This window comes from Butyrivibrio sp. NATIVEDY162, from assembly GCF_045999815.1.
Classification (GTDB): Bacteria; Bacillota; Clostridia; order Lachnospirales; family Lachnospiraceae; genus Butyrivibrio.
The window spans coordinates 1387384-1401536 of sequence record NZ_CP172573.1; the positions used below are offsets into that span (position 1 = coordinate 1387384).

Annotated in this window: 12 protein-coding genes and 2 tRNA genes; 3 read left to right on the plus strand and 11 right to left on the minus strand. The window is 41.3% G+C overall.

What is annotated here, in order from left to right; all coding sequences use genetic code 11:
* Nucleotides 1–73: 73 nt before the first annotated feature.
* From ACHCNF_RS05660 to ACHCNF_RS05680, 5 genes are all read right to left on the minus strand, one after another.
* The gene (locus tag ACHCNF_RS05660) at nucleotides 74–1390 is read right to left on the minus strand and encodes an IS4 family transposase (RefSeq protein WP_408071812.1); all 1317 of its coding nucleotides are present in this window, start codon (nucleotides 1388–1390) and stop codon (nucleotides 74–76) included.
* 245 nt (nucleotides 1391–1635) lie between these two features.
* Complete coding sequence (locus ACHCNF_RS05665) at nucleotides 1636–1857, minus strand: LexA family transcriptional regulator (RefSeq protein WP_408071813.1); 222 nt, start codon at nucleotides 1855–1857, stop codon at nucleotides 1636–1638.
* A gap of 92 nt (nucleotides 1858–1949) precedes the next feature.
* Complete coding sequence (locus tag ACHCNF_RS05670) at nucleotides 1950–2459, minus strand: HAD family hydrolase (RefSeq protein ID WP_408071814.1); 510 nt, start codon at nucleotides 2457–2459, stop codon at nucleotides 1950–1952.
* Between the two features lie 24 nt (nucleotides 2460–2483).
* The gene (locus tag ACHCNF_RS05675) at nucleotides 2484–3350 is read right to left on the minus strand and encodes a ParB N-terminal domain-containing protein (RefSeq protein WP_408071815.1); all 867 of its coding nucleotides are present in this window, start codon (nucleotides 3348–3350) and stop codon (nucleotides 2484–2486) included.
* Nucleotides 3351–3376: 26 nt separating this feature from the next.
* Nucleotides 3377–3724: a DUF1622 domain-containing protein gene (locus ACHCNF_RS05680; RefSeq protein ID WP_408071816.1), complete on the minus strand. Its 348-nt coding sequence runs from the start codon at nucleotides 3722–3724 to the stop codon at nucleotides 3377–3379.
* A gap of 220 nt (nucleotides 3725–3944) precedes the next feature.
* Here ACHCNF_RS05680 and ACHCNF_RS05685 point away from each other — a divergent pair, with 220 nt between their 5' ends.
* Entirely contained in the window at nucleotides 3945–5720 is a 1776-nt protein-coding gene (locus ACHCNF_RS05685; RefSeq protein ID WP_408071817.1) for an MATE family efflux transporter, read from the plus strand.
* 101 nt (nucleotides 5721–5821) lie between these two features.
* Entirely contained in the window at nucleotides 5822–7225 is a 1404-nt protein-coding gene (locus ACHCNF_RS05690) for a carbon starvation CstA family protein (RefSeq protein ID WP_408071818.1), read from the plus strand.
* 38 nt (nucleotides 7226–7263) lie between these two features.
* On the opposite strand, the gene ACHCNF_RS05695 is transcribed toward ACHCNF_RS05690, so the two are convergent.
* Nucleotides 7264–7348, minus strand: a tRNA-Leu gene (locus ACHCNF_RS05695).
* Nucleotides 7349–7391: 43 nt separating this feature from the next.
* A tRNA-Leu gene (locus ACHCNF_RS05700) sits at nucleotides 7392–7475 on the minus strand.
* Between the two features lie 193 nt (nucleotides 7476–7668).
* Between ACHCNF_RS05700 and ACHCNF_RS05705 the strand changes: the two genes are divergently transcribed.
* Nucleotides 7669–9966, plus strand: a complete 2298-nt coding sequence (locus ACHCNF_RS05705) for a CocE/NonD family hydrolase (RefSeq protein WP_408071819.1) — start codon at nucleotides 7669–7671, stop codon at nucleotides 9964–9966.
* A 394-nt stretch (nucleotides 9967–10360) separates the two neighbouring features.
* Here the strand turns inward: ACHCNF_RS05705 and ACHCNF_RS05710 are convergent, their stop codons facing one another.
* The 4 genes from ACHCNF_RS05710 to ACHCNF_RS05725 form a co-directional block, all read right to left on the minus strand.
* Nucleotides 10361–10690 carry a hypothetical protein gene (locus ACHCNF_RS05710; protein WP_408071820.1) on the minus strand — a complete coding sequence of 110 codons (330 nt, stop codon included), beginning with the start codon at nucleotides 10688–10690 and terminating at the stop codon, nucleotides 10361–10363.
* Nucleotides 10691–10988: 298 nt separating this feature from the next.
* Nucleotides 10989–11918 carry an arginase family protein gene (locus tag ACHCNF_RS05715; protein ID WP_408071821.1) on the minus strand — a complete coding sequence of 310 codons (930 nt, stop codon included), beginning with the start codon at nucleotides 11916–11918 and terminating at the stop codon, nucleotides 10989–10991.
* A complete protein-coding gene (locus tag ACHCNF_RS05720) occupies nucleotides 11915–12682 on the minus strand; it encodes an adaptor protein MecA (RefSeq protein ID WP_408071822.1) in 768 nt (255 codons plus the stop codon). Before ACHCNF_RS05720 ends, ACHCNF_RS05715 begins: the two co-directional genes overlap by 4 nt.
* A gap of 260 nt (nucleotides 12683–12942) precedes the next feature.
* Nucleotides 12943–14115: a hypothetical protein gene (locus ACHCNF_RS05725; RefSeq protein WP_408071823.1), complete on the minus strand. Its 1173-nt coding sequence runs from the start codon at nucleotides 14113–14115 to the stop codon at nucleotides 12943–12945.
* Between the last annotated feature and the right edge of the window lie 38 nt (nucleotides 14116–14153).

Consider the following 14153-nt stretch of genomic DNA (forward strand, 5'->3'; position numbering starts at 1 on the left):
TTTTCCATGGTTATTTACACAACAAATAGACGGATGGAAATCCGCCTGCTGAGCATGTGTAAAATCTATAGCTTTATGCTACTCTATATAGGAAACCTCTGAAGATTCTTGCAGACTGGTATCTATCTCGATGCCGATCTGGTCTAATGGGTACAAGATTTCTTGATATGATGGTTTCCAAATCAGGTGGCGATGTAATACCGCGGTAAAATTTTCTGCACATGTGAGCTGCAACCGAGAAGTTAGCTCTGTATATATATTTTCTTTGCTTTTTCTTAATGACTACGTGCGAGGTAATCATTTCTGCAAAGTTATACATTGTGAGATGTGCATAGATTTCTTGCTGTATGCATTCCACCTTTTTTGAATGAAAATCAAGCATTCCCATGGTGTATTTCAAATCCCTGAAAGATGTTTCAATTCCCCATCTTGAAGCATAGAGTTTCTTTATTTCCCCAGGAGGATATTTTTTGGAAGGAAGATTGGTTATGATTGTTTCGTAGGTATCTTCCGACAGAGGAAATCTCACGATTCTGAATGATAGCTTGTAAAAACTTGTCGGTTCCGATTTCCTGTTTTTTATTGGGAGATAATCAAAAACTTTAGTTGTAGATATAAACTTATAGTGATTTTTATCTTTTAATAGTTCCTTAACCTCATTTGTCTGTTTTCTAGTTAGATTCAATTCAATATTCACATCATAGGAACTGGCATCTGGTAATATTAACCCTTGTTTTATACCGGTGGGGCCATCTTTTATTCTGAAAAGAAAGTACCATCCTTTTTCCTGGATGTGAGAAAGATTGTTGTAACTCTCATATCCCCTATCTGCCATCAAGAGAGCATTATGTAATGGCGATCTGTCTACCATCTCTGTAAGAGCCACATCCTCATTTCCAAATTTTGCTTTTTGTATAACCGCATCCAGATAAAGTTGATGTTTAATGTCATATAGGACGTTTAAATGAACCATGTTGTATGGCTTCTGCCCATTTGTCCCAGGAAAAAACGAATCAGCATCGGTAGGGTCTGTTGGAATCTGAATCTTTGATCCATCGACCGCCAAAATAGGTAAATCAGCCTTGAAAGAATCAAAAAGTTTCTTTGAAAAGAGGCGGAATACAGTCTCAAAAGCCTCAACAGATACCTTACACCGTTGCTGACAAAATGCTGATGATGTCGGCGTTTCTGAACTGTCGTTAAAGAAATCCACCAATTCATTTGTGAGACTCCCACTTCCCATGCCAATAATTCCAGCAATAATTTTTTCCATAGTTAGCTTCCTTTTTCTTGAAAAGTTCTTCTCGGAATCGACACAGAATGACTTGGCATTAGCTGAAACTAGCTTTATTTGTGCAACCAATAGATTCTTTACTTGTTTTGGGTTCATGTGCACCTCCTTGAAATTGAGAATTATGCTTACAATTTCAAGGGCCGCTTTCGCTACCTCTAAATATAATCAGTAGCGAAAGCGGCCGCACTTTTCAGCCCTACTGTCAACTGTTTTTTCAGAAAAAAAGACCCCTATACCATTTCTGGTATAAGAGTCTTATTGTCGTCGCCCTTAACTTAATGACATTGGGTTTTTTCCGAGCAGCTTACCTGTTTTCAATATTTAGTTTTTCCGGGTTCAATTTAGTCCTGAACCTTGAGAGGAAGCAGCTGTAAATCTCTTGTGCCAAAATACAAGCTGTTTCTGATCATACCTATACGATAAAGACTGATAATGTAGTAAAGTGATTTTGTGACTGCAACGAAGCCAAATACCTCTACCAATTCCTCTACTGTAGGCGGATATCCTTTCCTTCTCGTATAGTTCCCAACAAATTCCGCTATGTACGTATCGTTATTTTTCATATTGAGTCTCCTTTTTGCGAGTCATGAGTACATACTAACGGTGAAATGTTTCTATTTTGTGTGGCATTTATAAAATTTTTATAAAATATATTTTATGTATCGGATATCTCATTAAGATGTCGTATCTCATCAGCCCTGGCAATGATTTTTTCCTTCCACTCATCATCTTCTTCATCTAGCTTGTAAGTCCTGTAACCATACTGGCGGCCCAGAGAGCAGACTATCTCTTCATCATCTATGTGAAGTGATATGCGATACATGCTGGGGAGCTTTTGGGGAAGGGTTGTTGCATGGTCCCTCTGAACCTCCTTAAGATGCCTTGTTCCATTCACAATTCCGTCAAACTTTACGCCATATAGTCTAAACAGGGTCTTTATATAATTTTCACTGCGAAAAGATGATGTATATACCCAAACCTCATAGCCAAGCTCCTGGAGCTTGTGAATAAGCTCGGGCGTTCCAAGGCGAAGTCGTTCCTTGAAAAACTTATTAAAAGGGAACTTCAGAGGCGGCTCCGTCTTATGGGTCTCCGGGAAGACAAAGAGAACCTCATCAAGATCAAATGATATACGCATTTTATCATTGCTATTTTTATTATTCATAGGTTTCCACTTCCCCTAAGTCTGTCAGATGACCTCATCCAGAATCTTCATAACCTGCACAGACCACTTCGGGCCCTGTTTCTCGATTTGAAACTGATCAAAATCTCCGGCGCCCCTTACCGTTCTGACAATCATCTCATTGTCGATAGTTATTGTCTCTTCATATTTCTTCTCAATCATCTGTTCTATCTGCTTTTTGGAGTCCTTGTCGGATGCTGTTTTACGGGCAGTACCTGTCACTATGCCGTCAACATCCACAGAATACTTCTTGAATAGCTTCTGGATGTAATCCATAGAATAGTATTTTGAACTAAATACCCAGACATCATAATCATTTTTATGAAAATAGTGGAATAACGCGGGCACACCAAGCCTTACTTTTTCAGGAAAATCTTCACCGATAACAGACTTTGGAGCTTCTTCAAAAGTTCCATCATCACTTTCAAAAATGACCTCATCAAGATCAAATGTAACGCGCTTTGTTCTCACAGATTTATTCAGCATATTTACAATGTCAGAGAGCTGAGTGATGTTTACTATTTTAATCGGAATCTTGTCAATTCCCGAAACTATTGCAGCAGCCCATCTGTGATGGCCGTTTAAGATCATATAGCCATCAGGGCGCACTTTCTCAACCTCCAGAGGTTCTTCAAAAGGCTGCTCTCCTCTGGCCATCGCTTCTCTGAACTTCCTGGAATACTCGTCAATGATCCTGAAGCTCGGTCCGACCTTGTCGATGCAGAACTCATCACTTGGATTTGGATGCAGCTGCGAAGTCTTCGCAGAGGTAGTGACAAGGCATTCAGCCCAGGACGCCTTCACCGGAACATATACTCCGCTGTATTTTTCCAATTCGCTTTTAAGATAGCCCATAAATCCTGTATCTGCCATATTCCGCCCTCACTTTTCATAAAAACCTATTTATCATTTCTTGGTTCCAGCGCTTTTTCCTCGTTTTTGATTTCCCAATGAATAAGGAATGTCAGCGTAGCTCTTAATAAGATAATTGCTCCGAGTATCCCCAGCTCTGCCCACTCACGTACAACAACAGTCCTAAGCACCTCGCCGCCAAGCTTAAACTCAAGAGCAAGGGCAATTCCCTGTGCAAGGGCAAGTCGTATGGAATTATCCTTCTTTAGCCAGAAAACAAAGCATTTGACGGCAGTATACACAAGTATGCATATGCCGAAGAATTCCAAAAGAAGCGTAGAAAATTCAACTATATAGCGCAGCACATTTTCAGCACCAAGATACAGCTCTTCCATTTTCCCTCCTCATAAAGGGCTATCCATAGAAATCAGGCAATTCCCAATGTTGTTTACGATAAAATATATGCTTCACTTAATAACTATTATATCATTAAAAAAGCTAATGCAACATAACAAAACAGATGCGACGCATGGATGCATGATAATATCTTAGCCGCATTTCTTCTTAATGTACTATAATAGTTATAAAGTGATATCAAACGAGGGGGATATTATTTTGAAAGCACAAAGTGATAACAGTATTATATCTATTATTTTTCGTAATTCCGTCATCAGTATTATAATCGCCGTGGTGGCAACCATGCTTGGAGTTGTGATAGACGGCATCGTAATAGGGCATTTTCTCGGCCCTGAATGTATGGCGGCATATGGTCTTTTTACACCCGTCATGAATCTGGCAACGATATTCAGCAGTATAATGGCGGCCGGAACCCAGGTGGTCTGCGCACAGCGGCTTGGTGCAGGTGATGAAAAAGGAGCAAGGCGCAGCTTTTCCATCTGCATTATTTTCACTCTTATAATTTCCGCAGTTCTGCTGTGCAGTCTTCTGCTCTTTAGAACAAAGCTTGCCGTATTTCTCGGTGCAAGAGGAAACTCTGCACACCTTCTTCCGCTGCTGTCCGAATATATTCTTGGGGTTTCTTTTTCACTTCCCGCAGTTATTATCCTTTTGGAATCCAACTCCCTGCTGCGTCTTGACGATGATGCTACGCGAATTGTTTTCGCTGTAGGGACCATGACAATACTGGATATTGCAGGCGATCTTCTTAATGCCCTTGTTTTTCGCGGAGGAATGCTCGGAATGGGATTGGCTACGACCTTCAGTTATCTGGTGGCACTCATCATTGTCCTGTTCCACTTTACCAAAAAGGACATCATCTTCCGATTTTCAGCAAAGGGACTTGACCTCAACGATCTAAAGGACATTCTCATGACCGGATCTTCTTCAGCTGTGGGCTCCGCGTCCACAACCCTCAGAAACTACACACTTAATCAGATAATGGTTGCGACTATTCTCTCCAGCACCGCCGTTGGAGCTCTTGGCGTGCTCTCCACAATTCAGAATTGCACCTCCTGCATCCTGATCGGTGTGGGAATGACCACCTCCATGATAGGCGGGATAATCCTGGGCGAGCAGGACCGGATTGCCGCTGAAAAGTTATTAAAAACTGCTTTTTGTACCGCATTCTGCATAGCCCTGTTCCTGGCAGTTGTTATTTTTATATTTGCCGGTCACATAGCAGGTGTCTTTGGTAATTCCGACAGCACTCAGATGACAGCGCTTGCTGCAAGAGGTCTTAGAATCTTTTCTCTCAGCATTGTCCTGTACGGAATAAACAACGCGTTTTCTAACTTTTCACAGGGACTTAGACAGATGAAGATTTCAAACCTGTGCGAATTTCTGCAGAATTTCTTATACGTGACAACAGCTGCATTGTTGCTGAAAAATATACTTGATACAGATGCAGTATGGTTCGCATATTTAATAGGCGAAAGCTGTACGCTTCTTACAATAGTCATTATGGCTGCCGTTCGTAAGAAAGGTTTGCCTTCAAAGATAAAGGATTTCATTTTCATAAAAGAGCCCTTCGGTGCTCCTGACAGTGAAATTCTGGAGCTGTCCATAAGTGACAGCAGCCAGGTAATTCCGGCATCTTTTGAAGTTAGTGAGTTCTGCCAAAGCAAAGGCACAGACTCCAAGAAAAAGCTGCTCCTTTCGCTGTTTGTTGAGGAGCTTGGAAATAATGTTGTGACTCACGGTTTTTCAGATAGCAAAACCGAGCTATTGGAAATTCGACTTGTTCATATGGATAATGACTGGATTTTAAGACTGCGCGATAACTGTAAGGCATTTGACCCGACAGAGTGGATAAAGCTCCATGAAAACGACGATCCCACTTCCAACATTGGAATCCGCATGGTATGCGGCATGGCAAAGGATGTAGGCTATGTAAACACTCTGGACCTGAACATATTAACACTAAAGATATAGGAATTTTTAATATTTATTTAATCCTTGGCTCAGAACAATAGCTGATATAATTATAAAGAGAAGGAAAGTGAATATTATTTCGTTACCCATGGAGGAATAGGATGATTTCACTATTTGTATCTTTATTAGTTCTCTTGTTGGGATACTTTTTTTATGGCAGGCTTGTGGAAAGGTTATTTGGTCCCGATGACAGAAAAACCCCTGCTACCCTCATAAATGACGGCGTCGATTGCGTACCTTTATCTCAGCCAAAAGCCTTTCTTATTCAGCTGTTGAATATTGCGGGAACAGGTCCTATTTTTGGTGCTCTCATGGGTGCCTGCTTTGGGCCTGTAGTCTTTTTATGGATAGTGTTCGGCTCAATCCTTGCAGGTGCTGTACATGATTATCTTAGCGGAATGATATCTTCGAGAAATCAAGGCGCATCGCTTCCGGAGCTTACAGGAAAATATCTTGGCCGGGCGGCTCGAATAATTATGCACATTTTTACAATATTGTTGATGATTCTTTGCGGAGCTGTTATGTGCACGAGCCCGGCAGCGCTTATAGCAACTATTACTCCATCATTTTTAAACAGCCAATTCTGGGTTGTTGTTATTCTTATCTACTATATTTTTGCAACATTACTTCCCATAGATCAGATAATCGGAAAAATTTATCCCATATTTGGTGGTGTTCTGATAATTATGGCTATAAGCATCTTAGGAGGTATATTATTTGGTGGCTATCAGATCCCCAATATCCATCTTGAGAACCTTCATCCCGACAATCTGCCAATTTGGCCATATATGTTTATAACAGTAGCCTGTGGTGCTATATCCGGTTTTCATGCCACACAGTCTCCAATCATTGCAAAATGTATCACCAATGAGAATCAAGGCCGCAGAATTTTCTATGGAGCCATGCTGACAGAAGCCACCATAGCGCTTATTTGGGCTGCAGCAGGCGTTGCTTTCTACGGGTCCACTCAGCTTTTAAATAATGCTATTACAAGTCTCGGGCAGTCAGGAACGGTATATGAAATCTCAACAAAAATGCTTGGTAATATCGGTGGAGTTCTTGCTATCGTTGGAGTGGTGGCATGTCCCATAACAACAGGTGACACTGCTTTCCGTTCTGCCAGAATTATGGTTTCCGAGTTAACCCATCTGAATCAGCGCAAGATAAAGAATCGCTTGTTAATAACTTTTCCGCTTCTTGTAATAGGAGCTATTCTTACGCAACTTGACTTCAATATCCTATGGAGATATTTTTCCTGGGCAAACCAGACTCTTGCTATGATAACCCTATGGACCTGCACATCATATCTGCTAAAAGAGAGTGATAACAAATATAAATCCCTGATAACCGCTCTCCCGGCAACATTTATGTCTGCAGTTTCCTTGACTTATATCCTGATGGCCAAAGAGGGGCTGAGGCTATCTGCAACTATCGGTTATCCCGCAGGGCTTATCTTTGCTGCGATATTGTTTATTGTTTATATTTGGAAACTTTTCAAGGAATAAAAAAGGAACCGAACACTCTATTCGATTCCTTTTCCTAGTGCGGAAGATGGGACTTGAACCCACACGACATAAGCTGTCACAAGATCCTTAGTCTTGCTCGTCTGCCAATTCCGACACTTCCGCAAATATAAGTTATTAAATTTGTAGCTCTAGTCTTAACAACTAGTGCAGGAAAAGGGACTTGAACCCTCATGATATTGCTATCACACGGACCTGAACCGTGCGCGTCTGCCAATTCCGCCATTCCTGCAAGCGACAATAGGTATTGTATCTATTTATGATGCTTTTGTCAATACAATAATTCCAATAAAATCGCAAAAAGTTGCTAATATTGTTAACAACTGATAACTTGATACTTTTCATACAGTTCTTCACACATGCTGCGCTGAACGTAAAAATGTTTAAAGCAATGTGCCAAATATATTCAAGAGGAAATGTTATTTATGATAAACAAAAAATATATCTCTTTAATTACACTTATAACCGCTATTCTTATAACATCATGCGCAAAATCCAGCGCATCGGTACAGCCGGCAAATAAGCCCGACGCATCTAAAAATATTGACGATGAAATGGTTAATGATGGGGATTTTGATGCATCGGATGAATCGATTGCTGAGGATGGGACTTTTGATGAGTCGGGTGAATCGATTGTTGAGGATGGGGATTTTGATGCATCAGATTATTATACATATGAAGAATACGATGGCAATCTCATCATAGCGGATGGGACACTTTTCCCCATGCTTAATTATTCTGACCGTTTTGATGAATATTATACCAATGAAGGAAGTGAGATTCAGCGATTCTGTGTCTATGTTGAAACTGATCATGACACTGACAATGACGGGAAAGCAGACCTTGTCAAAGCTTTTGTACAGGTCCCCGCTTCTGCAGTAAATGGAATATACAAAGCAGCCACTATCTACGATCCCACTCCTTACGCAGCAGGTACTGTTGAACCATTTGAATCATTTGGAGAAAACTCAAGTGAAGATGCATATCTTGAGAAACCCTTCGATTACGATAAGCTTTATCAGGCAGGTTCAAAAAGAAAACCTGCCGGTGAAATGAGCACAACAGAAGCCGCTCTCAATGCTGACCCCGATGACTGGAACTATATTATCGAAAACACAGGGCAACAGGGATATCTTTTTGGAACTTATCTTGATTACTACCTTGTGCGTGGTTATGCCATCGTAGAAGCTTGTGGCATAGGCACCTACGGTTCAGAAGGCTTCGAACTATGCGGTACCGATCTGGAGCGTGATTCGCATAAATGTGTAGTTGAATGGCTGACCGGTGACAGAATTGCCTATACTGACAAGGAAAATAATATTCAGATCAAGGCTGACTGGTCAAATGGCAAGGTCGCCATGACCGGAGTATCCTATGGCGGCACGCTTCCGTATGAAGTAGCAACTACCGGAGTTAAAGGCCTCGAGACCATAATTCCTTGTGCCGGGATTGCCTCCTGGTATGACTACACCAATTCTCAAGGTGTCTCAATTACTCAGGATAGTGCATATAAGCATTATCTGGCTTTTGAAAATTGTGGTGGAGTTTTCCTTGATGATGATTGGAAAGTGCTCAATGATGACTATCGCTCCTGGTTGTGGCAGGTCAGACATGACGAGGAAGAAACCAATGGCAACTATGCTCCGATATGGGCTGCGTCTGATTACTCTGAAGACTATGAAAAAATAAACTGCTCAGCGCTTATTGCTCAGGGTCTAAACGATATAAATGTCTCCCCAAAGCATGCGAAGCTTATGTATAATGCCTTCAAAAGAGCCGGAAAAACCGTTAAGCTTTTCCTCCATCAGGATGGCCATAACAGTCCTGCTGTCATGGAAGTAAATGGTGAGCCCTGGCTTGAAATAGCAAACAAATGGCTTGCTCATTACCTCTATGATGTTGATAACGGCATTGAAAATATGGCAGAAATCACCGCCCAAAACAATATCACGGGAGAATACGACACATATGACTCCTTTGGTGAATATGAAAAATGTACAGTTTTCCCGGAAAATAACGAAGAAGAAACCACAATTACAAGTGAGGGGCTTGGCGAATATACAACTTACATTTTTCCTGCGTCAGAATATACCTTAGAAAACCAGGAAAAATTCTATCTTCAGATGTCTCCCTCCAATTTAGCAATATACGATGTAAATATTCCGGATGGAGCAACCATTTCAGGAACTCCCGAAGTGCATACCAGATTGTCCACCAAGCATAACGACCTTGATGGACTTATGATCACGGCAATCCTGATGGATACTGTAGAAGAAGGTGAACAATTCGATGCGTATATATGCACTTCCAGCGACAATGTCTCATCAGTTGAACTATATGATCTGGATGTAGGCGGCGGAGCACCCTCTGCGACAATAGAAGAGTTGAAAAAGACACCCACCAATGCAAAATGTGTAGCCTATGGATGGACTGACCTCGCTAATCCCGGCTGCGGCCCCAACGGCTACGAATACACAGGATGCATGGATATTGAGGCAAACAAGTTCTATGATTACACATTTTACATGACTCCTACTGTATACACCGTAGAAGAAGGGCACACGCTCAAACTCCTTTTGATGACCTGGGATCCATATCGCGTTTTCCTGGATGAAAGCTTTTCCTATGATCAGGACATTCCTGAACCCCTGGACGACTATAACTACTCATATGTAGTTGACAATGAAGCTCTGTATGCAAACCTTCCTCTTGTGGCAGAGTAAAGAGCTAAATATTTTAGTATAGTTGTTTTTGTATTCCTCGACCATATTGCTAAACTATGCTGTGCTCTGCCACGCTCTCAGTCCTTCTTTTCGTTGTAGTGCAACGACGAGGCGTATCCTTAAGCCTCTCGGCAACATGTAAAATATCTAGTGTTTTGTCTGGATGACTTTTGATTTAATTACGAAGTATCATTCTCAATAGGCTAGGAATCTGAATGAGTCGTAGCGGTGGCTACGGCGATTGAAGATGACGATGCATATTGAGAATTAGACAAGTAATTAAACAAATTGTCATCCAGACAAGACACTAAGTACTCCCTTGCGTTCATATCATCTTCTCTGTTTTGATGGACGATAATTTCAGGCTAAAAATCGTGAACTTTTGCAATGATTTTTATTTAAATAGAATGTCCGCTGTATCGTATAGATCATTGTACAGCTTGATCTTCTGGGTATACTGAATCAAAAGAACAAGCAATACCAAAAGACTCACAAGAACCACAGCCAACATAGGTGTGGATGGCGCCATTAAAAGTCCCACAATCGCCATAACAACAGAGATAATGGCAGCAGCAATGATAATAGTTCTTCTGAGAAGGTCCTGTTGCAAAGCCTCCATTAAATAATTAAGCTCCTTCTTCTCAGTAAGCATCTGCTCATCTGAAAGAAGATCAAGCTCAAGTTTCTCAATTCTCCTGATTCTGTCCCTTATTCTTCTGTCCATGTCCTCCCCTTTCTTTTTTCATAGATTCCTGTTTTTCCTCTTTTACCCGCAAGAAGTCATAGATTCCTGTTTTTCTTCAGAAAAACGGGAACCGTATTGGACCAGGTCCTCGCGAAGCGAGGGGCGTGTCCTGCCGAAGGCAGGATTTTTGCGGGCGATTTCCGCTTTTGCCCGCAAAAAGTCATATATTTTCCAAACATCATGGATACTCTTATTCTAAAATTGCTCATGATTTTTTCAAGCGCCGTGCATGTTCTCTTATTTTTTTAAATACATATAACTTCATGTTTATAGGAATTCAGAACACTGATATAATCTGCCGATTTATCATGTTGCTCGCTTCAAAGCCAAGTGGCGAAAATGCCTCAGGATCATCCATAGTGCACTCTCCACAAACATCAACAGCTATAATGTTATCTTTGTAATGCTTTTTAATGGCGCTAAGACAATCACACAGTTCCGCTGCTCTCATCTCGCCCTGATCCCAGTTAGTGTGTAGTTCATCCCCGGAAAGCACGTCTTTATCCACAGAAATATATACATCCGAAGAAGTTTTGTTGCATCCTTCATCGTTCAGCATCTTATAAAAGGCCTCGCAATTTTCAAAGTAGAAAACTCTTCCCTCTGTCTCGGGATTATCCTGAAAAGCCTCCTCCATTAGCTTTTTATCTGCACCTATTATATACACATTAGAAAGCCCGGGTATATCATTTATAGCCTTGAGTACCCAGCATCCGCAGGAGAGTATATCTCCGTAGGAAGTCCATTTCATGTCAGGGTGATGGTCAAATACCACAAGGTCAAAACCGGCTTTTGCAGTGTTATCCATTCCGGCCATCAAAATTCTTGACATATAATGGTAATTACCGTTATCAAAAAATCTAATTTTGATACTGTCTGATTTATTGTTCGCAGCCTGCGTGGGATTTTCATTGGAAGTGTTCTCGTTTTCCTTCAGAGTGCTTTCGTTTTCCTTCAAAGCACTCTCGTTTTCCTTCAAAGTGTTCTCGATTTCCTTCAAAGTACTCTCGTTTTCCTTCAGAGTGTTCTTTGCCCACACTATTTTTTTACATATCTCCTCGTAAGCATAATCATCGCAGATACAGTTCGTACCGGAAATATCCTTCATATCAACATAAAGAGAACGGGAGCCCTCTTTTTTATAAAAATCGAAGCTCTCGTTCTCATAAATTCCCGTAAAATCGTATACTGTAATACTCATGATCATTTAGCAATCATTTCCTTCAGATGAAGGAGTGCGTCCTCCTTAATGATACATTTTCCAGTCTCTTCAATATGAGTCTGCTCAGGTGAGTTCATCATCAGCTCCTCTGCATACTCGAGTCCGCTTCTGCGAAGATCATAAACAGCATTCTCTCCGTCAGGTTCAAGAACAAGAGTTACATAATACTCATCCCCCTCTTTATAAAGCTTGGACTCTGTAATCGGAAGACTGAATGAAACCTTGGCAAATCTGGCAGCGGAATTGATATCCTTAAATCTGGCCATGTATCTCTCTGCATTAACTATAGGCTTTGCCATAGCCTCTATCTGAGGATTCTGCTCCTCGTCCTGATCGTAAATCTGCTCTATTAATTCCGAAACGTGTCCTATCATCTCATTCAAAGCCTGTCCCTTATCAGAACCGATCTTTGCCTTAATCTGATCAACTCTCTCCTGAGTCATCTCCTTAAGGATGGCTTCAGCCGAACCACGTATTCTGTCTGCTGATTTCTGAATGTCCTCATTGGACATTTTTATGGCGAAGATGCGCACACTTCCATCAACCATCATGTTCTTACTCATCATGAGTACTTCTGTTTCGGGATCGTATCCCAGCTGCTCGCCGACTTCCCTGTTCAGCTGTGCCATAAACGGAACGCTCTTCTTCTCTCCATTCATGATTGCTTCAGGGGTGAGGCCGATTTCACGAAGTTCCGATGCAGCAATACTGCATTCTACCGTTGTATTATTCATTTTAACGATTACCATATAGCCTCATCTCCTTTCCGTTTGAAAAATGAATTGCTATGAATAGTGATTATACTCCATAATGTTAGCACTGTCTAGTGTTGAGTGCTAATTGTCGCAAAATTCACTTTCTCTACTTATATTGTACTATATATTTCGGTACAAATCACCATTTTTATTACATAATTCATGAACGAATATTTAATAATATAATTAACGCTATTTGAATATTGTGCTGTTTTGTATGATTTTGGATTTTTCTTGTGGGATAGCTTGATTTGTTATTTTGCTGTTTTTCTGCTGTTTCCTGCATTTTTCGGTATGGTTTGAGAATGGTTGGCTGCTTCTTCTCTGCTACCTTCTACACTTTTTGGCATGGTAGCAGAATGTTTGGCTGCTTCTTCTCTGCTACCTTCTGCACTTTTTGGCATGGTAACAGAATCTTTTGCCTGTTCTTCTCTGCTACCTTCTCCACTTTTTGGCATGGTAGCAGAATCTTTTGCCTGTTCTCCTCTGCTACCTTCTCCACTTCTTGGCATGGTAGCAGAATCTTTGGCTGCTTCTTCTCTGCTACTTTCTGTACTTCTTGGCATGGTAGCAGAATCTTTAGCCTGTTCTTCTCTGCTACTTTCTGTACTTCTTGGCATGGTAGCAGAATCTTTTGCCGGTTCTTCTCTGCTACCTTCTCCACTTTTTGGCATGGTAGCAGAATCTTTAGCCTGTTCTTCTCTGCTACTTTCTGTACTTCTTGGCATGGTAGCAGAATCGTTAGCCGGTTCTTCTCTGCTACCTTCTCCACTTCTTGGCATGGTAGCAGAATCTTTAGCCTGTTCTTCTCTGCTACCTTCTGTACTTCTTGGCATGGTAGCAGAATCTTTGGCTGCTTCTTCTCTGCTACCTTCTGTACTTCTTGGCATGGTAGCAGAATCTTTGGCTGCTTCTTCTCTGCTACCTTCTGTACTTCTTGGCATGGTAGCAGAATCTTTTGCCGGTTCTTCTCTGCTACCTTCTACACTTTTTGGCATGGTAGCAGAATCTTTAGCTGGTTCTTCTCTGCTACCTTCTGTACTTCTTGGCATGGTAGCAGAATCTTTTGCCTGTTCTTCTCTGCTACCTTCTCCTCTTCTTGGTATAGTAGCAGAATCTTTGGCTGCTTCTTCTCTGCTACCTTCTACTCTTCTTGGTATAGTAGCAGAATCTTTTGCCTGTTCTTCTCTGCTACCTTCTCCACTTTTTGGCATGGTAGCAGAATGTTTGGCCTGTTCTTCTCTGCTACCGTCTCCACTTTTCAATATGGTAGCAGAATCTTTTGCCTGTTCTTCTCTGCTACCGTCTCCACTTCTTGGCATAGTAGCAGAATGTTTGGCTGCTTCTTCTCTGCTACCTTCTCCACTTCTTGGCATGGTAGCAGAATCTTTGGCTGCTTCTTCTCTGCTACCTTCTCCACTTTTCAATATGGTAGCAGAATGCTTGACTATAGAATTACCCCCAT